The organism is Micropruina sp. (genome assembly GCF_047606365.1).
GTDB lineage: Bacteria > Actinomycetota > Actinomycetes > Propionibacteriales > Propionibacteriaceae > Micropruina.
Map to the genome: position 1 here is coordinate 1 of NZ_JASGEN010000129.1, position 19,413 is coordinate 19,413.

A 19,413-nucleotide genomic window follows, 5' to 3' on the forward strand; every position below is an offset into this window, starting at 1 on the left:
CGGCGGTCTTGCGCCCGCCGTCCACCACCAGCCCGGCGACGAGCAGCAGGGCGACCACGGTCACCAGCACGAACACCGAGAGCGCCTGGCCGCGCTCGTCGCGTCCGTTGCCTCGCATGTCGTTCAGTGTGCACCGAGCGGCACCCGGGTGGGTGGTTGTCCACAGGCTTCGCGGCAGATTGTCGCCCACACCTCGGCGGCGGCGGTCCGTTAGGCTGACTCTCACATCTCGCCTGCCAGAAAGGCCCAATTCATGGTTCAGAAGGTTGCCCTGCTCACCGCCGGTGGATTCGCCCCCTGCCTGTCCTCGGCCATCGGTGGCTTGATCCAGCGCTACACCGAGGTGGCGCCCGAGGTCGAGATCATCGCCTATCGCTACGGCTATCAGGGGCTGCTGACCGGCGACTTCCTCGAGGTCACCCCCGAGGTCCGCGCGAAGGCCCACCTGTTGCACCTCTACGGCGGTTCGCCGATCGGCAACTCGCGGGTCAAGCTGACCAACGCCAAGGACCTGGTCAAGCGCGGACTCGTGGCCGAGGGCGTCGATCCGCTCAAGGTGGCCGCCGACCGGCTGGTCGCCGACGGGGTCGACGTGCTGCACACCATCGGCGGCGACGACACCAACACCACCGCCGCCGACCTGGCCGCCTACCTGGCCAGCAACGACTACGGCCTCACCGTGGTGGGCCTGCCCAAGACCATCGACAACGACGTGGTGCCGATTCGGCAGTCGCTCGGCGCCGACACGGCCGCCGAGATGGGCGCCCGGTTCTCCCGTAACGTGCTGGCCGAGCACAACGCGGGCACCCGGCTGCTGATCGTGCACGAGGTGATGGGCCGCAACTGTGGCTGGCTCACCGCCGCCACCGCCCGCAAGTACCGCGAATGGCTGACCGCCGCCGAATGGCTGCCCGAGATCGGCCTCGACTCCAAGGCCTGGGACGTGCACGCGGTGTTCGTCCCCGAGGCCGAGATCGACCTGCAGGCGGAGGCCGCCCGGCTCAAGGAAGTGATGGACACCGTCGGTTGCGTGAACATCTTCGTCTCCGAGGGCGCCGGCGTGGAGAGCATCGTCGCCGAGATGGAGAAGGCCGGCCAGGAGGTGCCGCGCGACGCGTTCGGCCACATCCGGCTCGACAAGGTGAACCCGGGGGCCTGGTTCGGCCAGCAGTTCGCCGAGATGCTGGGCGCCGAGAAGACCCTGGTGCAGAAGTCCGGCTACTACGCCCGTTCGGCCGCCGCCAACCAGTTCGACCTCGACCTGATCCATTCCATGACCGACCTCGCGGTCGCCTCGGCGCTGCGTGGCCAGCCCGGGGTGATCGGTCACGACGAAGAGAACGACGACGTGCTCAGCGCCATCGCCTTCGACCGGATCAAGGGCGGCAAGCCGTTCGACATCGGCCAGGACTGGTACCTGCAGCTGCTGTCCGAGATCGGTCAGCCCGAGCCCGTGGCGGCGCCGCCCGCGGCCCACTGACGCGATTCTCCACCCGCACATTCCCGATGCCCCCAATTCTTCGGGGGCATCGGTGCGTTCAGGACACATTCCCTACTGGTTCGCGCAACGTTCACCTGGCCACCTCTTGAGCTCCGAATCGATTCTGAAATAGGCTGCCGCGCGTCCGAATCGATTCGTATCGCCAGCGACGGCAAACGGATCGTCCGATCGTCATGGAGGCCGATATGACCGGGGCGCAGCCGGGCTCGTCCAGCCCAGCAGTTCTCACCACCAGTGGTTTCGACGAGGTCGACACCCCGCAACTACGCAAATTCCAGCGCCGGGTCACCCTGCTTTCGGCCGGCGGCACCTTCCTCGACGGCTTCGACCTGACCGTCATCGCGGTCGCGCTGCCGATGATCAAGGAAGAGTGGCACATCACCGCTCTCGATCAGAGCCTGATCGTGTCGTCGGCGATCATCGGTTCGCTGATCGGAGCCAGCTGGCTGGGCAACCTGACCGACAAATACGGCCGCAAGGCGATGTACGTGGTCGACCTGCTCGCCTTCGTCGTATTCGCGACGCTCACCGCGTTCGCCTGGGACATCTGGCCGCTGATCATCTTCCGGTTCCTGCTCGGCGTCGGGATCGGCGCCGACTATCCGATCTCAGCCACCCTGGTGTCGGAATTCAGCTCCAACAAGCGCCGCGGCATGCACGGCACCTCACTGGCCGGCATGTGGTTCGTCGGCGCCGTGGCCGCCTACATCTTCGGTCTGCTGCTCGCGCCGCTGGGTGACTTCGCCTGGCGCGCGCTGCTGCTGCTCGGCGCCGTGTTCGCGCTGGTCGTCTTCATCTTCCGGGTGAAGCTGCCCGAGTCGCCGCGCTGGCTGGTGGCGCACGGACGCGAGGCCGACGCCCGCGAGGTGCTTCGCAAGGTCACCGGTGTCGAGGTCGACCCGAACATCTCGCTGGAGAAGCCGCCGGTCATTCCGGTGCGCGACCTGTTCAAGGGCGAGTTGGGACGCCGCACCTTCTTCGTCTGCGGGTTCTGGTTCTGCTACGCGACCGCGTACTACGGCATCTCGATGTACACCCCGACGATCCTGGCCCCGTTCACCGGCAACGACCGCACCTTGACCATCATCGGCAGCGGCCTGGTTGCCGTGCTCGGCCTGGTCGGCTCGATCATCGGCATGAACGTCGTCGACCGCTGGGGACGCCGTCCGCTGATCATCACCAGCTTCGCCGGCCTGACCGCGTCCCTGGTCATCCTGGCACTGAACACCGACCCCGGTCTGGGCTTCCTGATCGTCATGTTCAGCACCGCGGTGCTGTTCTCCAACGCCGGTGGCGGCATCCTCAACTTCGTCTACCCGACCGAGTTGTTCCCCACCTCGATCCGGGCCAGCGCGGCCGGTCTGGCCACCTCGGTCAGCCGCATCGGCTCGATCATGGGCGTGCTGGTCTTCCCCAACTTCGTGGCTCTGTGGGGCGCGAACGCCGCGCTCTGGTTCTTCGCCGTGATCGGCCTGGCCGGGCTGGTGATCTGCATCGCGCTCGCACCGGAAACCCTGCACCGGAGCCTGGAGGAACTCGACCCGACCAATGCCAAGGCTGCGAAGAATGCCTGACCAGGGTTGGACGACGTCGGCTCGGATCGAGCGCGTCGGCGAGTACGACGGAGGTTACGTTCCGCTGCGCCCGGCACCGGGGGAAGCACACCGCGATCGCACCGAGTTCGGCACCGGTGAGGGCTGGGGCGGGTCGACGCGGCTGCTCAGCCTGCTGCACATCACCGACTTCCAGTTGGCCGACCTGCTCTCCCCCAGCCGCACCGAGTTCCTGCAACGCTTCGACGGTGAACCGCGCTGGCAGCGGATGCTGCCGGCGTACCGTCCGCAGGAGTTCCTGGAGCTGCAGGCGCTGGCGGCCGTCGCCGCCACCGCGCGACAGGCGTCCGAGCAGTGCGCGGTGGACGTGCTGGTCACCACCGGCGACAACACCGACTCGGCGCAACGCAATGAGGTCGAGGCCTACCTGACCGCGCTCGACGGTGGCGAGATCCGGCCGGACGACCTGGGCGTCGGTCACCCGGCCAGCCCGACCGGCGGCACCGACGACAGCTTCTGGCATCCCGAACCGGGCAGCACGGACGCCTGGAGCGCCCGCGGCCTGCCCGACGTCCCGGGTGCCCTGGACGCGGCACGCACGCCGTTCGTCAGTGCCGGGGTGGGCGTGCCGTGGTTGAGCGTGTACGGCAACCACGATTGCCTATTGCAGGGCCGGACGCCGTTCCCGCCCGACTACGACGCCTTCCTGACCGGCCCTGCCAAGCCGGTGCTCCCACCGTCGGACTACCTGCCCGACAGCGACGCGATGGTCGACTACATGGCCGATCCGTGGGTGGTCAGCACCGGCACCCGCGCTCCGATCGAGCGCGACGAGCGGCGCGGCAGCGTCACCAAGACCGAGCATGTCGCGGCACATTTCCGGCAGGGCGCCGACCCGGACGGGCACGGCTACACCATGGACAATGTGGCCTCCGGCACCGCGTACTACGTCTGGGACGGCGTGCCCGGCGTCCGGCTGATCAGCCTCGACACCACCAACCCGTACGGCGACGTCAACGGCTGCGTGGACGACGTCCAGTTCGGTTGGCTGGCGGACCGGCTGGCCGAGGTCGGGCCCGATTCGGACGATCCGCGGCTGGTGCTGCTGCTGTCCCACCACGGTCTCGACACCATGGACAACGCCACCGGTCCGGACGACGCGGGGCTTCACCTCGCCGGCGACGTCCGGGCGCTGCTGCACCAGCACCCGCAGGTGGTGGCGTGGCTGTCCGGGCATGTCCACGTGAACCGGGTGGTGGCCCGTCCTGCGGCCACCGGTGGCGGATTCTGGGAGGTGATCACCAGCGCCATCGCCGAATGGCCGGTGCAGTTGCGGCATCTCGCCCTCGACGTCACCGAGCAGGGTGCGGTGATCACGGCCACCATGATCGACTCACTGGCGCCGGTGGACTGGGACCTCACCACGGCCGGCCTGGCCGGACTGCACCGCGAGGTGGCCGCCAACGATCCGGGCAGCGTCGGCGGCATCCATGCCGAAGGCACCCCGGACGACCGCAACGTCGTGCTGCGGGTGCCGCTGCCGTCCGAACTGACCCGGGCGCTGCGCGGAGACTGAGCGTTGACCATCGCTGGTCGAGCTCGTCGAGACCTCGGTCGAACCGGCCCTGGCAAGGGTTTCGACAAGCTCGGCCAACGGTGCCGCGTCGGTCGGTACAGTGGTGTTCTCATCCGCGGCGACGAGGCACCACGATGACCAAGCCGAACCCTGACCGGGTCACTTTGAAGATGGTGGCGCAGGCCGCGGACGTCTCGGTCTCCCAGACCAGCATGGCGCTCAACGACCGTCCCGGGGTGGCACCCGAGACGCGGGCACGCGTGGTCGCCGCCGCCCTCGAACTCGGCTACGTGCCCGATCCGATCGCGCGGGAGTTGCGCACCGGACGCAGTGCCGTCTTCGCCCTGGTGGTGCGCAACGTGGCCAATCCGTACTTCAACGACGTGCTGTCGGGGATGCAGGCGGCCGCCCTCGAGCACGGCGTCGCGGTGATGATGATGGACTCCGACTACTCCGAGGACCACGAGCGGCGGCACATCCGCTACCTGCTGTCGCGGCGGGTCTCCGGGCTGGCCATCGCACCGGTCGGTGTGGCGGCGGCCGTCGACGAGTGGCGGGCCGCGCAACCCGAGGCTCCGGTGGTGCTGCTGAACTCGAGCGTGCAACCCGACGCCGGGATGGACCATGTCGCCCCCGATCCGGCTGCTGTCGACCTGGCCTTCGATCACCTGTGGGAGCTGGGCCACCGCCGGATCGGCTTCCTCACCGCGCCGTACAGCCTGATGTCCGACGGTGATCGACTGGAGCGCTACCTCGCCCGCTGCCGGCAGAACGGCATCGCGCCGCTCACCCTGCACACCGAGTTGCGCGGCGCCGCCATCACCACGCGGCTGCTCGACGCCCTCGCCGACCCGCTGGAGCGGCCGAGCGCGGTGATCGCCAACTCGGACTGGTCGGCGCATTCGGTGTACCGCGCCGCCCGCGACTGCGGTCTGGAGATCGGGCGTGACCTGTCGGTGGTCGGCCACGACGACCTGACCAGTTCCGAGTTCCTGGCACCCGCACTGACCACCGTGCGCCTGGACCGGCGCGCGGTCGGCGCCGAAGCCGTCCGTCACCTGCGGGGTGAACGCGCCGGGGACTATCTGGCCCCCGTCGAGCTGGTGGTGCGCGACTCCAGTGGTCCACCCCGCTGACCACGGCGTGGTGCCCACCGGTACGTCATCCCGGCGAACGCCGGGATCTCCGTCGCCTGCCCCAGCTTGTCGAGACCCCCACCACCGTTGGTCGAGCTTGTCGAGACCCCCACCGTTGGTCGAGCTTGTCGAGACCCCGCGTAAAGGTTTCGACAAGCTCAACCAGCGGGTGACTACGGCAGGGGCAGCTCGAGTGCTTCGTGCAGGGCGCGCTGCCCGGTGTGCAGTGATTCCTCACGAAGATCCAGTTCCAGCGCGATCAGCGCCAGGTAGCCGTCGGCCGGTTCACCGGCCTGGCTGGCCCGGACGGCCTCGGTGGCCAGGTAGGTCTCGGCGACCACCGTGTCCTGGTGCTCACCGAACGACTCGGTGACCTGTTCCCAGGCCTCGGCCAGGGTGCGGGCGTCGTCGCCGAAGGCAGGTATCAGCGCCTCCGAGCAGTAGCGTGCGGCCTTCGCGGCCTTCCGCACCTCGTGCCAGCGGTGGGCGTCGTCGTCGATCTCTGCGGCCCGCTCGGTGAGCCGTCCGACCCGATCGACGGCGCCGGCCAGCAGGTCCGGCAGCACCTCGGCACCCTCGCCACGCGCGGATTTGCGCACCGGCGGGTCGGCGAGGAAAGCGGCGAGCGCGTCGCGGAGCGCTGTGTAGCGGTCGGTCGCCATCGACTCCACCAGCGAGGCGTGGGCACGGGCATGGGTCTCATCCAGCGAGGCCGCCAGCCGGTCGGCGATGGGCCCGTAGGCCGGGTCGACGGGCAGGGTGGCGAGCGCGGCCAGCAGTCGTTCCTTGAGCACCTCGGCGTCGCGCGGCGCACCCAGATGGTCGGCGTGCCAGGCCAGTTCGTTGCGCAGCGCCCGCAACGGCGGACGTCGGAACAGTGGCGCGAAGGTGCGCAGTGCGCTGCGCGAACGCCGCGTCGCGACGCGGCTGCGGTGCACCGCGTCCGGGGCGTCGACCCGGACGTCGTCGGCGCGACCGGCGATCACGTCGCCCTGGATGCGTAGATAGTCGAGGACGACGTCGGAGGCTGTTGTCACTGGTTGCTCGCGTTCTCTTCGGTGCGGACGACGCCCAGGTCGTCGACGACCTCGCGCTGCTCGGGTTGCTGAGGGGGGCCCTGCCGACGACGTCGGCGGGGTTGCCGGGGTGCGGCCTCTTCGTCGGGGCCGAGGGCCGAGCCGAGCAGGATCGGGGTGACCGCCGCGAAGGCCCAGACGGCAAGCGCGGACGGCGACCGCAACGCGAGCGCGATCGGCACCGTGTCGCCCGGCTTCGCGGCAGCCAGCCGCTCGTCGAACGGGACGCCGCCGAGAATCTCGCCGAGCTGCCAGCAGATCAGTCCGGCCAGCAGCCCCAGGCCGGCGGCCAGGAAGGCGCACGGCCAGCCGATGCCTTTGAACCGGCGCCAGCTCGCAATGCCCAGCCCCGCGCCGACCACCACCCCGATCACGGTGTACCAGGCGTCTCCGGCGAAGAACTCGGTGAGGGCCCGCTCACTGACCGTGGCCGAGCCGTCCGGTTGCACGACGTAGGCCGGCAGGTGCACCACCAGCCGCCACAGCACGGCCCCGGCGACGCCGGCGATCACCGCGATGCCAGCCATGATGGCGGCCGCGGTGCGGTCGTCGCGGCGCGCCGCAACCGCCACCTGGCCGGTGGGAGTCGGAGTCGGCGCGGCACTCACCCGGCACAGCCTAGTGGGAGGCCGCCGGCACTCACACGCTGACGCACGACGGTCCGAGCAGCGCCTTCAGGTCGGCCATCAGCGGCGGGGAGGGCAGCACCCGCAAGGTCTCCTCCAGCTTCCACACCGTGGTCCGGTTCGACGTGGTGAGCCGCACCCGCACCTCGGTGGTGCCCGGATGGCTGGTCAGCACCGTGCGCAACTGCTGCACAACCACCGGGGTGCAGCGTGCCGCCGGCAGTGAGATCACCACCGGCCCGGACGGCCCTTCCGAGACGTCCGGGAAGCTCACCTCGGTGGCGCGGATCTCGACGCCCTCGTCCTTGCCGACCACCCTGCCCTTGATCCGGACGATGGTGTCGGTGGCCAGCTGCAACGCCACCGTGTTGTACACCTTCGGGAACAGCAGCACCTCGACCGAGGCGTCCAGGTCCTCGACCGACAGGATGGCCCACAGGTCGCCGTTCTTGGTCTGCTTGCGGGTGACCTGGGTGATCATGCCGGCGATGGTGGTCTGGATGTCGCGCGGGCCGTCCTCGGCCATGATCTGGCCCACCGAATGGTCACGGTTGGCCAGCAGCACATGTTCCAGGCCGAGCAGCGGATGGTCCGACACGTACAGGCCGAGCATCTCGCGTTCGAAGGCGAGCCGGATCCGCTTCTCCCATTCCTCGACGTCGGGCACCGGGGAACTGACCAGCGCCTCTCCCCCGCCGAAGTCGCCGAACAGGTCGTCCTGGCCGTTGGCCTGGTTGCGCTTCAGGTCGATGACCTCGTCGACCTTCTGCTCGTAGCACTCCATCAGCGCGCGGCGGGTGTGCCCCAGCGAGTCGAAGGCGCCGGCCTTGATCAGCGATTCGATCACCCGCTTGTTGCACACCACCAGCGGCACGTTGTCCAGGAACTCGTTGAAGTCGGACGCCTTGCCGTTGGTTTCGCGGCCCTCGACGATGCCCTTCACCACGTTGTCGCCGACGTTGCGGATGGCGCCGAGACCGTAGCGGATGTCGTTGCCGACCGGGGTGAACATGCCGTCGGACTCGTTGACGTCGGGCGGCAGCACCTTGATGCCCATCCGGCGGCATTCGGCCAGGTAGATGGCCGATTTGTCCTTGTCGTCCTTCACCGACTGCAGCAGCGCCGCCATGTATTCGGCCGGGTAGTTGGCCTTCAGATAGGCCGTCCAGTACGAGATCAGCCCGTAGGCGGCGGTGTGCGCCTTGTTGAAGGCGTAGTCGGAGAACGGCACCAGGATGTCCCACAGCGATTTGATCGCCGAGGCGGAGAATCCGTTGGCCTGCATGCCGGATTCGAAGTTGACGAATTCGGCGTCCAGCACCTCTTTCTTCTTCTTGCCCATCGCCCGGCGCAGCTGGTCGGCCGCACCCAGGGTGTAGTTGGCCACCTTCACCGCGATCTGCTGGACCTGCTCCTGGTAGACGATCAGGCCGTAGGTGAGGTCGAGGATCTCGGCCAGCGGTTCGGCCAGTTCGGGATGGATCGCGGTGATCGGCTGCTTGCCGGTCTTGCGCAGCGCGTAGTTGGTGTGGCTGTTGGCACCCATCGGACCGGGCCGGTACAGCGCGAGCGCCGCGGAGATGTCCTCGAAGTTGTCCGGCTGCATCTGACGCAGCAGGACGCGCATGCCGGAGCCGTCCAGCTGGAAGATGCCGAGGGTGTCGCCGGAGGCCAGCAGTTGGTAGGTCTTGGCGTCGGTCGGGTCCTTGCTCAGCTCGTCCAGGTCGAGGTCGATGCCCTGGTTCGCCTTCACGTTGGCGATCGCGTCGTCCAGGATGGTCAGGTTGCGCAGGCCCAGGAAGTCCATCTTGACCAGGCCGAGCGACTCACAGCTCGGGTAGTCGAACTGGGTGATGATCTGACCGTCGGACTCCCGCTTCATGATCGGGATGACGTCGAGCAGCGGCGCCGACGACATGATCACGCCGGCGGCATGGACGCCCCACTGCCGCTTCAGGCCCTCGATGCCCATCGCCGTGTCGACGACCTCTTTGACCTCGGGCTCGGACTCGTACATGGCCCGGAACTCGCCGCCCTCGGCGTAGCGGGCGTGCTGCGGGTTGAACACCTCGGGCAGCGGGACGTCCTTGCCCATCACCGGCGGAGTGTAGGCCTTGGTGATCCGCTCGCCCAGGCCGAACGGCTTGCCCAGCACCCGGCCGGCGTCCTTGATCGCCTGCTTGGCCTTGATGGTGCCGTAGGTGACGATCTGGCAGACGTGGTCGTCGCCGTACCGCTCGGTGACGTAACGGATCACCTCACCCCGCCGACGCTCGTCGAAGTCGATGTCGAAGTCGGGCATCGAGGGACGTTCGGGGTTCAGGAAGCGTTCGAAGATCAGTCCGTGCGGCACCGGGTCGAGGTCGGTGATCCGCAGCGCGTAGGCGCACATCGAACCGGCACCGGAACCACGGCCCGGGCCCACCCGGATGCCGTTGTTCTTGGCCCAGTTGATGAAGTCGGCGACCACCAGGAAGTAGCCGGCGTAACCCTTGCCGATGATGACTTCCTGCTCGAACTCGGCCTGGTCGGTGGCGTAGTCCGGGACGCCTTCGGGGAAGCGGCGCTCCAGCCCGCGGCGCACCTCTTTGGCGAACCAGGACTCCTCGGTCTCGCCGGCGGGCACCGGGAAGCGGGCCATGTAGGTGCCGGTGCCCTCGTCGAAGTGCGTCTCGCAGCGTTCGGCGATGGCCAGCGTGTTGTCGCAGGCCTCAGGCAGCTCACGCCAGATCTCGCGCATCTCGGCCGGGCTCTTCAGGTAGTAGCCGTTGCCGTCGAATTTGAACCGGTTCGGGGTGTCCCGGTTCGAGCCGGACGACACACACAGCAGGGTGTCGTGGGCTTCGGCGTCATTCGCGTGCACGTAGTGCAGGTCGTTGGTGGCGACCAGCGGCAGCTTCAGGTCCTTCGCCAGCCGCAGCAGGTCGTGCCGGACGCGGCGCTCGATGTCGAGGCCGTGGTCCATCAGTTCGCAGTAGAAGTTCCCGGCGCCGAAGATGTCGCGGAACTCGGCGGCCGACTCGACGGCCTGCTTGTACTGGCCGAGCCGCAGGTAGGTCTGCACCTCACCGGACGGGCAGCCGGTGGTGGCCAGCAGGCCTTTGGCGTAGCGGTGCAGCAGTTCCCGGTCGGCGCGCGGCTTGTAGAAGAACCCCTCCAGCGAACTGAGCGAGCTCAGCCGGAACAGGTTGTGCATGCCGTCGGAGTTCTGCGCCCACATCGTCATGTGGGTGTAGGCTCCCTTGGACGCGACGTCGTCACCGGTGCCGTCACCGAACTGGACGCGCTTGCGCTCGCTGCGGTGCGTCTTCGGGGTCAGGTACGCCTCGAGCCCGATGATCGGCTTCACCGCACTGCCCTTGGCCGCCTTGTACCACTCGTAGGCGCCGAACAGGTTGCCGTGGTCGGTGACCGCCAGGGCGGGCATGCCCATCTGTTCGCAGCCCTTGACCAGGTCTTTCAGCCGCGCGGCGCCGTCCAGCATCGAGTACTCGGAATGGCAGTGCAGATGCACGAACCCATCGGCCATCGGCGGTTTCGACCTCCATGAGTCAGGTGGTGGACCGGGCGGATCGCCAGGGGGAAGTCCAGCGGAGAGCCCTACCCTAACCCCGCCCGCCGACGGTTCTCGGCGACACCCGGATCGGACGCCGTCCGCTCGGCGTGTCGCCCCGGCCGTCCAGCACTCCGACGTCGCGACCAGTCAACCCCGCCATCGTCATCCCGGACTTGATCCGGGATCTCTCCCGCCTGAGATCCCGGGTCGGAGCCCGGGATGACGTGAATGGATCAGCGCTTCCTTCGGGAACGGCCTTGGGTGGCGGGCGTACCGGAGGCGGTGACGAAGAAGGTCAGTCGCCAACGACGGCCGCCGTGGCGGCGGCGACCAGCCGCAGATTGTGCGGCAGGGCGCCGTCGAATCCGGGCGTGGACATCGTCATGATCACCGTGTCCAACCGGGGGTTGTTCACGAATTTCGTGCTGAAGAACCCCTGCCAGGAGTAGGCACCCGGACCGCCCAGGTAGTGCAGCGAACCCGCCGGCGCGTTCTCACCGGCCTGGATATCTAGCATGTAACCCCACTTGTTCTGGGTCAGCTGCCAGTTGCTCAGCTCGCCGATCTGATTGCTGGTCATCAGTCGCACCGACGCCGGACTGAGCACCCGGACGCCGTCCAGCTCGCCGTTGTTGAGCAGCATCTGGGCGAACCGGAAGTAGTCGGCGGTGGTGCCGTGCAGGCCACCGGCGCCGCTGAACAACGTCTTGTGCTCACTGAACGTGTACTGCGGACCGAGCTTGCCCAGGCCGAGTGGTGAGGCTTCGGTCTGCTTCTCGTCGCGGCCCGCCCAGTAGACGGCGGCGATCCGGTGCCAGACGTCCTCGGGCGGGAAGAACCAGATTTCGCGCATACCCAGCGGTTCGAAGATGTTCTTGGTCAGGTAGCTGTTGAAGTCCATCCCGGAGACCACCTCGACCAGCCGGCAGAGCACGTCGACGCTGTTGTTGGAGTAGTCGAACATGGTGCCCGGGTCGGCGATCAGCGGCAGCGAGGCGATCAGTTCGGTGTTCGCCTGCAGCGTGGTGGGTGGGGTGTTCAGGTCGTCGACCAGCCCGGCCTCGTGGTACAGCTTCGGCACCACCCCGTAGATCGGCGGTTCGAACATGCGGTACCACCAGGTGTTGGTCATGCCGCCGGTCATCGTCAGCAGATCGTGCGGGGTCAGCTCACGACTCGCGGTGCGCAACTGGGTGACCTGCCAGTCCTTGACCACGGCCACCTTCGGGTCGGCGAACTCGGGTAGATGCACCGAGAGCGGTTCGTGCAGGGCGATCAGCCCACGCTCAAACAGCTGCATGACCGCGGCCGCCGCGACCACCTTCGACATCGAGGCCAGCCGGAAGATGCTGTCGGTCGCCATCGGCACCTCTTCGTCGGCCTTGCCGAAGGCCTTGAAGTAGCAGACCTTGCCATGCCGGGCGACCAGCACCACCGATCCCTGATAGGCGTTCTGGGCCAGGAATCTGTCCTGCAGAGCGTCGATGTTGCGGAGAGTGGCGCTGGAGACGCCGACCTCTTCGGGATCCACCTGGGTGTAGGGCGCGGCGGTCATCGGCCGTCCTTCCTAGTCGTCCCCGAGCCGTTCGACGGTTCACCACGGTGTGAACCCGGCCGGGAGGCTTCGATCGAAGCCTAGGGCAGCTCGTCGTGAGGGAAGCACTGATCCTTCACGTCGTCCCGGGCCTCGACCCGGGATCTCCGGCGGGGAGAGATCCCGGATCAAGCCCGGGATGACGATGGGGAGGCCTCGATCAGCGCGCCCCCTAGCGGGCCGGCCAGAGATCGACGACGAAGCGCTCGATGCCACGCAGGGTGGTGCCGTGCCGCTCGTAGTAGTCCATCGCGTAGTCGTCGAGGGACAGTCCCCGGGTGCTCCGGTAGCCGACCGCGACCCGCACCAGATAGCGCCCGCCCTTCACCTCGGGCAGCGTCACCGTCTTCTTTCCGGGAGTGCCGTCGAGGCTCCACACCCGCAATTCGCGGTCGTGAATGGTGACCGGCCAGACCCCCAATGTCTCCATCGGCACATCGCTGGGGCTCTCCACCGGCGGCGGCTCGGCGAGATAGGCACTGACCTGGACCTCGGGCGCATGAAGGTCGGACGCCGATTCGAGCTCGATCCGGTCGGGCTGAATGCGCACCGGCCCGTCCTGCTCCTGCTCTTCGTCGTAGTCGGCCTCGTCAGTGGCGATCAGGATCGCCCGGTAGCCGGCGCCCACTTTCCGCTCGATCAACCGGGCGGCCGGGCCTACCGACTCCCCCGACGACGGCTCGTGACCGTCGCGCTCGGAATCGGTCTGCGGGGAAGCCGGCCAGAGCTCGACGACGAATCGTTCCCAGCCGGCCAACGCCCGGCCGTTCTGCTCGCGATGGGGCCGGATCCGTTCCTCCAGCCCACCCGGGCCGAGGTCGGGATAGACGGCGACCACCCGCATCAAGTACCGGCCGCCCTTCGCCTTGGGCAACCGGAGCGGCCGGCCCCGTCCGCTGTCCGCGGCGTCGCTCCACACCTCGACGCGGCGACGCCCGAATCGCACCGGCCAGGTGCCCAGCGGAACCACCGTCTCCGCACCCGGGATCTCGACCGCCGGCGGTTCGGCCGTGTAGGCGCTCAGCTGAATCTCCGGCCGGTGATCCGGCGCGGCCGACACCAGGCCCACTCTGCCGCGCTGGATCCGGACGCGGCCCCGGTCGCGTCCCCAGGCGTCGCGTCCCGCCGCACTCGCCTCGGCGATCTCGATCGGTCCGTGCCCGGCACTCACCCGCTGCTCGACCACCTGGTCGAACCGCCCGTCCGGCTCGTCCGGTTCCCGATAGCCCACCGGACGGATCGGGCCGGGCTCGAACGACAGTGCCCAGCTGCTCGGCACCGGGGCGGCGAAGGGGTCGGGCCACACGTCCACCACGAACCGCTCCAGGCCGGACGGCTGCTCGCCGTGCCGTTTGCGGTACCCGGCGATCCAGCGCTTCAGCGGCTCGCCGCCGAGATCCCGATAGCCCACCCACACCCGCATCAGATACCGGCCTCCCGGCGAGGGCGGGAGTTCCAGCGGCGGTGCGTCGCCGCAAGCGAGTTCGCCGCCCCACACCTCGACCGTGCGCCGGGGAAAGATGACCAGCCAGGTTCCCAGCACCGTCGAGGGTCCGTCCGGCCCGTCGTCGATCGGCGGCGGACCAGCCTCGTAAGCGCTGAGCCGCACCTCGGGGCGGTGATGGCGGGCGGCGGACACCAGGCCGACCCGGCCACGCTGCACGCGCACCGGTCCGGTGTTCTCGCCCCAGTCGTCGCGGAAGGCCGCCTCCCGGTCCTGGGCGAGTTCGATGATCCCTTTGCGAACGCTCACGCCCCGCTCGACCGTGCGGCTCACCAGCTCCGGCGGTGGCCCGACATCGATGGCCGGATCGGCCGACGGCACCCCGGACACCGTGATCCAGCCGATCTCGAGTGCGTCACCGCCCGCGTGCTGGCCCATCGGTCACACGGCATCCAGCGCCTGGCGCAGATCGGCCCACAGATCCTCGACGTCCTCGAGCCCGACCGAGAGCCGGAGCAGGTTCTCCGGGACCGAGACCGGTTCGGACGGGATCCGCCGCCGGCGCTCGATCAACGATTCGACGCCGCCGAGGCTGGTCGCCGGCACCCACAGCCGGACGGCCTCGACCACCGCCTGGGCGGCGGCTTCGCCACCGGCGATCTCGATCGCCAGCATGGCGCCGAATCCTCGCATCTGGGCTTGTGCCACCGCGTGGCCGGGGTCGTCCGGCAAGCCCGGATAGCGCACCCGGGAGACCGCCGGATGCGCCGCCAAGCGCTCCGCCAGAACGCCTGCGCTGGCCTGGGCCCGGTCCAACCGCACCGGCAGCGTGCGCAGCCCGCGCAGTGCCAGCCAGGTCTCCATGGGGCCGGGAATGGAGCCCTGCACGGTGCGGTACTGCCGCACTCGACCGGCCAGCTCGGCGTCGGCGGCGATCACCACGCCCAGTAGCACATCGGAATGCCCCGACAGGTATTTGGTGGCCGAGTGCATCACCACATCGGCGCCCAGGGCGAGCGGGTTCTGCAGCATCGGCGTGGCGAAAGTGTTGTCCACCCCCACCCGGACGCCGACCTCCCGGGCTGCCGTGCACAAAGCCCGCAGGTCGGCGATCTGCAGCAGCGGGTTCGTCGGCGACTCCAGCAGCAACCAGTCCGCACCGGGCAGCGCCGCCACCACCGCGGCGGTGTCCGAGGCGTCCACGGTGGTCAGCTGCAGGCGTCCGGACGCCGCCCGCTCGGACGCCAGCGCCAGCATGGTGTTGTAGCAGGTGTCGGCCATCACCAGCCGGCCGCCGTCAGGTATCAACTCCAGGATCGCCGTCCCCGCCGCCATCCCCGAAGGGAAGGCGACTGCTCCGTCGGGCGCACCCTCCAGGGCTCCGACGGCCTCTTCGAAGAGCTTCCAGGTGGCGTTGTCCCCGCGGGCATACATCGACTCGCCGTACCCGTAGGGGCCCCACGACACGTAGGTCGAGGAGAACTCGATGTCGGGACTGACCGGGGTGCCCGGCGCCCGGCCGGGTCGTCCGGTGACGACGGCGAGGGTGTCGCGGCTGAGGGCTTCGTGCGCCATCGAGAACTCCTTCGATCGGTGCCCAGAGACTATCGCCGGCGGATCGTCCGACTCACGTCGTCCGACTCACAGCAGCCCGGTGGCCACGGAATGTGGACAGCAAGAAGTGACAGAAAGGGTTGCCGCGGACTCGCCGCCATGGTTGCATTCTTGCTGGACAAAGCGGAGAAGGGAACAAAATATGCAGCAGGTGAGTCTGATCGGCGTACCGACCGATATCGGTGCGTCCACGATCGGATGCCGGATGGGACCGCAGGGTCTGCGGGTGGCCGGCATCACGGCCGCGTTGGAAGCGTTCGGATGCGATGTGCGCGACGTCGGCGACCTCGCCGGACCCGACAACCCGCAGCAGCCTCCGGTGAACGGCTACCGTCACCTGCCCGAGGTGGTTGAGTGGAACAAGGCGCTCTACGACGCCATGTCCGCCGAGCTGGCCGATGGCCGGATGCCGATCGTGCTGGGCGGCGACCACTGCCTGGGCATCGGCTCGATCGCCGCCATCGCCGATCACTGCCGCCGGGTCGGCAAGAAGCTTCGGGTGATCTGGGTGGACGCCCACGCCGACTTCAACACCGCCGAGCTGACCCCGTCGGGCAACATCCACGGCATGCCGGTCGCCTGCCTCACCGGCCACGGCCCCGAGGAGCTGACCCGGATCGGTGAACGCTACCCGGCCATGGATCCGAGCGAGATCCGGCAGATCGGCCTGCGCAGCGTCGACCCGGGCGAGAAGCTGTTCCTGCGCGAGCAGGGCATCGAGGTGTTCGACATGCGCTACCTCGACGAGATCGGTATGCGCCGCACGATGGAGCGCGCGCTGGAGGGCGTCGACGAGAACACCCACGTGCACCTGTCCCTCGACCTGGACTTCGTCGACCCGACGATCGCGCCGGGGGTCGGCACGCCGGTGGTCGGCGGGCCCACGTACCGCGAGGTGTCGCTGTGCATGGAGATGCTGGCCGACAGCGGCCAGCTGGCCTCGATCGACCTGGTCGAGGTGAACCCGGCGCTCGACGTCCGCAACGCCACCGCCCAGCTGGCGGTCGATCTGGTCGAGTCGCTGTTCGGCAAGAGCACCCTGCTCAGGATCCACGAGGGCGACCCGGCCTGAGGTCGAAGGAAGCCATGGTCGATGCGAAGTTTCGCCGGTCGAGCTTGCCGAGACCTCGGGCTACACGGTCCCGATAAGGGGTTTCGACAAGCTCAACCCGCGGCGGTTGCGGCGAGCGCAGACCGGTGACGCGGAGCTAAGGTCGGGGACGTGGACGTCCGGCTGACTGAGGCTGAGTGGCGACCCCGCGCCGATCGGCATGATCAGCGGGTCGCCGCCTGGACCGAGCCGCATCTGCGTCGCCGGTCGCGCAACGAACGCCACCCGGTCGAGGACTTCCTCTGGGAGTACTACTCCTACTCCCCCAAAGCGCTGCGCACCTGGCATCCCGGGTCGGGCGTCGTGCTCGCCGGCGATGTCGCCCGGTTCGGCGCCGTCCGGGGTTTCATGGTGGACGGCGACACGGCCTTCATCGACCCCGCTCTGGCCCACCGCCGAGCTGACCAGGTGCGCTGGATTCGCGACCTGATGACCGCGACGCAGAGCCGTCCGGCTCGGCTGGGCTGCTTCGGGCTGCACGAGTGGGCGATGGTCTATCGGCTGGATTCCGGCGACCTGCGGCATAACCAGGTTCCACTGCGGCTCGGCGCGGCAGGCACGGACGCCGTGGTCGAGAGCCACCGGATCAGCTGCAGCCACTACGACGCCTACCGCTTCTTCACCCCGGACGCCGCACCCCGCAACACGCTGCGTCCGACGCTGGACGACCGGATGCGCAACGAGCAGCCGGGCTGTCTGCACGCCCAGATGGACGTCTACAAGTGGGCGCACAAGCTGGCCCCGTTCACGCCGGCCGACTGGTCGCGGACTGTTTCGAGCTGGCCCGGGAGATCCGCGAGTTGGATATGCGCGCCTCGCCCTACGACCTGACCGACTGGGGCTACTCCCCCGTCACCATCGAGACAGCCGCCGGCAAGGCTGAGTACATCGAAGCCCAGCGCGATTTCGGTGACCGGGCGAGCGCCCTGCGCCAGCAGCTGATCGCCGTCTGTGATCGGGTGCTCGCCGCGGTCAACCCGTAGCTGCGAACGGGGCCGTCGAGTACTCAAGGATGCGCTGATCAAAGCACCTCCAACCGTCATCCCGGACTTGATCCGGGATCTCTCCCGCCGGAGATCCCGGGTCGAAGCCCGGTCTGACGTGAATAATCAGCGCTTCTGCAATCCGGCACTCCCACCCGGATGTGGCGCTAGCGGCGGGCGTCGTCCACCGGTGGCAGATCAAGACTCAGCAAGACTCTGTCGGCAGTGAGCAAGGTGGCGCGCTCGACTCGTGCTTGAGCAAGGATCAGTCGGTCGAACGGGTCATGGCGGACCAACTCGCTGAACACGTCGAGCGCAGCCGCATGATCGATGTCCAGCGCCAGCGGCGTAAGACCCGATCGCTCCAGCTGTCGAGCGACGTCGTCAGGCACATCAAGGCGCCCGAGCATCTTCTTGATGGTGATCTCGGCAATGGAAACCGCTGAGAATGCCACTGCCTCAGCTTCCTCGATCGCCTGCCGGGCCAGCTTGCCTACGCGCTCGGGCGCGTACAACAGCCACAGCGCCACCTGGGTGTCGAGCAGAATCAACGGTCGACCCCCAGATCGCTGCTCCACAATGCGCGCACTTCGGCGTCCGATTCCTCGAATGCGGCATCATCGATGATGACCTGCCCGGCCCCGGCACCGAAGACGATGTCTGGGCGACGGATCGCCACCAACTCCACCAGCGGCTTGCCGGCACGTGCGATGGTGATGCGCTCCCCAGCCTGGGCTCGCTCCACCAGACGTGACAGATGCGTCTTTGCTTCCTGAATGTTCACCGTGGCCATCTACTGATGGTAGCTGACCAGACCAGACCAGACTGCATGCATCCGTTGGTACAGGGTCTCAACAAGCTCGACCGACGGGAACTCGACAAGCTCGGCAGACGGCAACCCCGGCAACCCCGAGCCGACCAGCTCGGCCGGGATGAGGCAGCTTGCCTCAGTCCTCCACCGCATCGGACGCCGCGAGGGCGGCGGGCGACGGCCCCTTGATGTAGCTGGCGGCGCTGATCGTGCCGCCACGAGACACGTTGGTGTCGGCGGCCGGGGCGATGTCGGTGTTCTGGCAGCTCACCCCGAGCCAGCTGCCGTCGGCCAGTTTCACCAAGGTGGCGCTGATCACACCGCGGCGAGGATCGACCGGCTCGCCCTCGGGGTCGACCTGACCGGTGATCTGCCAGCGGGCGATCACCACGGCGGCATCGTCGCCCAGGAAGCGCTGATGTACCTCGATCAGGTCCAGTTCGGCGTCGGCGAACGCGGTGGTGAAACCGAAACGCTGGGCCTTGACGATGGAGTGCCGTCCGGTCCAGCGCAGACCGACCACGTTGATGAAGTCGGCATCCTCGACGAACAGCCGTCCGATCGCGTCGGCGTCCTTGGCGTCCCAGGCCTTCACGAACGCCTTGATCAGGTCCATCGGCGCCTCGAGCGGCGGATCCGCCGGCGAGCGGTCGGGGAACGGCAGGTAGCTCAGCTCATGGGCACGCTTGAGAATCTTCTTCAGCTTCTTGGCCACCTGGCCTCCTCATCCGACGGGGGAAGGTAAGCCTTGCGGGCAGTGCCCGGCCCGGTCAAGGCGGGGCGGACGCGTGGGCCGCTGAGAGAAGCGCTGATCACCCACGTCGTCCCGGGC

At 68.4% G+C, this 19,413-nt stretch carries 16 protein-coding genes; 7 read left to right on the forward strand and 9 right to left on the reverse strand.

Annotation, left to right across the window (positions count from 1 at the left end):
- Nucleotides 1-253: 253 nt before the first annotated feature.
- From QM624_RS14740 to QM624_RS14755, 4 genes are all read left to right on the forward strand, one after another.
- Complete coding sequence (locus QM624_RS14740) at nt 254-1,480, forward strand: pyrophosphate--fructose-6-phosphate 1-phosphotransferase (protein ID WP_415093107.1); 1,227 nt, start codon at nt 254-256, stop codon at nt 1,478-1,480.
- A gap of 206 nt (nt 1,481-1,686) precedes the next feature.
- Complete coding sequence (locus QM624_RS14745; RefSeq protein WP_415093109.1) at nt 1,687-3,075, forward strand: MFS transporter; 1,389 nt, start codon at nt 1,687-1,689, stop codon at nt 3,073-3,075.
- Nucleotides 3,068-4,630 (forward strand): hypothetical protein, encoded by a 1,563-nt coding sequence (locus QM624_RS14750; RefSeq protein ID WP_415093111.1) that lies wholly within the window; start codon nt 3,068-3,070, stop codon nt 4,628-4,630. Before QM624_RS14745 ends, QM624_RS14750 begins: the two co-directional genes overlap by 8 nt.
- Before the next feature lie 134 nt (nt 4,631-4,764).
- Nucleotides 4,765-5,766: a LacI family DNA-binding transcriptional regulator gene (locus QM624_RS14755; RefSeq protein WP_415093113.1), complete on the forward strand. Its 1,002-nt coding sequence runs from the start codon at nt 4,765-4,767 to the stop codon at nt 5,764-5,766.
- Between the two features lie 173 nt (nt 5,767-5,939).
- Here QM624_RS14755 and QM624_RS14760 read toward each other — a convergent pair whose 3' ends face one another.
- The 6 genes from QM624_RS14760 to QM624_RS14785 form a co-directional block, all read right to left on the reverse strand.
- On the reverse strand, nt 5,940-6,803 hold the full coding sequence (locus QM624_RS14760) for a CHAD domain-containing protein (RefSeq protein ID WP_415093115.1): 864 nt from the start codon (nt 6,801-6,803) through the stop codon (nt 5,940-5,942).
- Complete coding sequence (locus tag QM624_RS14765; RefSeq protein WP_415093117.1) at nt 6,800-7,450, reverse strand: hypothetical protein; 651 nt, start codon at nt 7,448-7,450, stop codon at nt 6,800-6,802. The genes QM624_RS14760 and QM624_RS14765 overlap by 4 nt, the downstream gene beginning before the upstream one ends.
- A 31-nt stretch (nt 7,451-7,481) precedes the next feature.
- Entirely contained in the window at nt 7,482-10,997 is a 3,516-nt protein-coding gene (dnaE, locus tag QM624_RS14770; RefSeq protein WP_415093119.1) for a DNA polymerase III subunit alpha, read from the reverse strand.
- Between the two features lie 322 nt (nt 10,998-11,319).
- On the reverse strand, nt 11,320-12,579 hold the full coding sequence (locus tag QM624_RS14775; protein ID WP_415093121.1) for a serine hydrolase domain-containing protein: 1,260 nt from the start codon (nt 12,577-12,579) through the stop codon (nt 11,320-11,322).
- A 211-nt stretch (nt 12,580-12,790) separates the two neighbouring features.
- Entirely contained in the window at nt 12,791-14,500 is a 1,710-nt protein-coding gene (locus QM624_RS14780; protein ID WP_415093123.1) for a hypothetical protein, read from the reverse strand.
- A gap of 3 nt (nt 14,501-14,503) precedes the next feature.
- Nucleotides 14,504-15,637, reverse strand: a complete 1,134-nt coding sequence (locus QM624_RS14785) for a trans-sulfuration enzyme family protein (protein ID WP_415093125.1) — start codon at nt 15,635-15,637, stop codon at nt 14,504-14,506.
- A gap of 181 nt (nt 15,638-15,818) precedes the next feature.
- Here QM624_RS14785 and rocF point away from each other — a divergent pair, with 181 nt between their 5' ends.
- The 3 genes from rocF (at nt 15,819) to QM624_RS14800 (ending at nt 17,770) form a co-directional block, all read left to right on the forward strand.
- Nucleotides 15,819-16,748, forward strand: a complete 930-nt coding sequence (rocF, locus tag QM624_RS14790) for an arginase (protein ID WP_415093127.1) — start codon at nt 15,819-15,821, stop codon at nt 16,746-16,748.
- Between the two features lie 150 nt (nt 16,749-16,898).
- The gene (locus QM624_RS14795; RefSeq protein ID WP_415093129.1) at nt 16,899-17,618 is read left to right on the forward strand and encodes a 3-methyladenine DNA glycosylase; all 720 of its coding nucleotides are present in this window, start codon (nt 16,899-16,901) and stop codon (nt 17,616-17,618) included.
- Nucleotides 17,594-17,770, forward strand: a complete 177-nt coding sequence (locus tag QM624_RS14800) for a hypothetical protein (RefSeq protein WP_415093131.1) — start codon at nt 17,594-17,596, stop codon at nt 17,768-17,770. The genes QM624_RS14795 and QM624_RS14800 overlap by 25 nt, the downstream gene beginning before the upstream one ends.
- A gap of 167 nt (nt 17,771-17,937) precedes the next feature.
- On the opposite strand, the gene QM624_RS14805 is transcribed toward QM624_RS14800, so the two are convergent.
- The 3 genes from QM624_RS14805 to QM624_RS14815 form a co-directional block, all read right to left on the reverse strand.
- The gene (locus QM624_RS14805; protein WP_415093133.1) at nt 17,938-18,321 is read right to left on the reverse strand and encodes a type II toxin-antitoxin system VapC family toxin; all 384 of its coding nucleotides are present in this window, start codon (nt 18,319-18,321) and stop codon (nt 17,938-17,940) included.
- Nucleotides 18,318-18,563 carry a type II toxin-antitoxin system Phd/YefM family antitoxin gene (locus QM624_RS14810; protein ID WP_415093135.1) on the reverse strand — a complete coding sequence of 82 codons (246 nt, stop codon included), beginning with the start codon at nt 18,561-18,563 and terminating at the stop codon, nt 18,318-18,320. The genes QM624_RS14805 and QM624_RS14810 overlap by 4 nt, the downstream gene beginning before the upstream one ends.
- Before the next feature lie 154 nt (nt 18,564-18,717).
- Nucleotides 18,718-19,296 carry an SgcJ/EcaC family oxidoreductase gene (locus tag QM624_RS14815; RefSeq protein WP_415093137.1) on the reverse strand — a complete coding sequence of 193 codons (579 nt, stop codon included), beginning with the start codon at nt 19,294-19,296 and terminating at the stop codon, nt 18,718-18,720.
- Between the last annotated feature and the right edge of the window lie 117 nt (nt 19,297-19,413).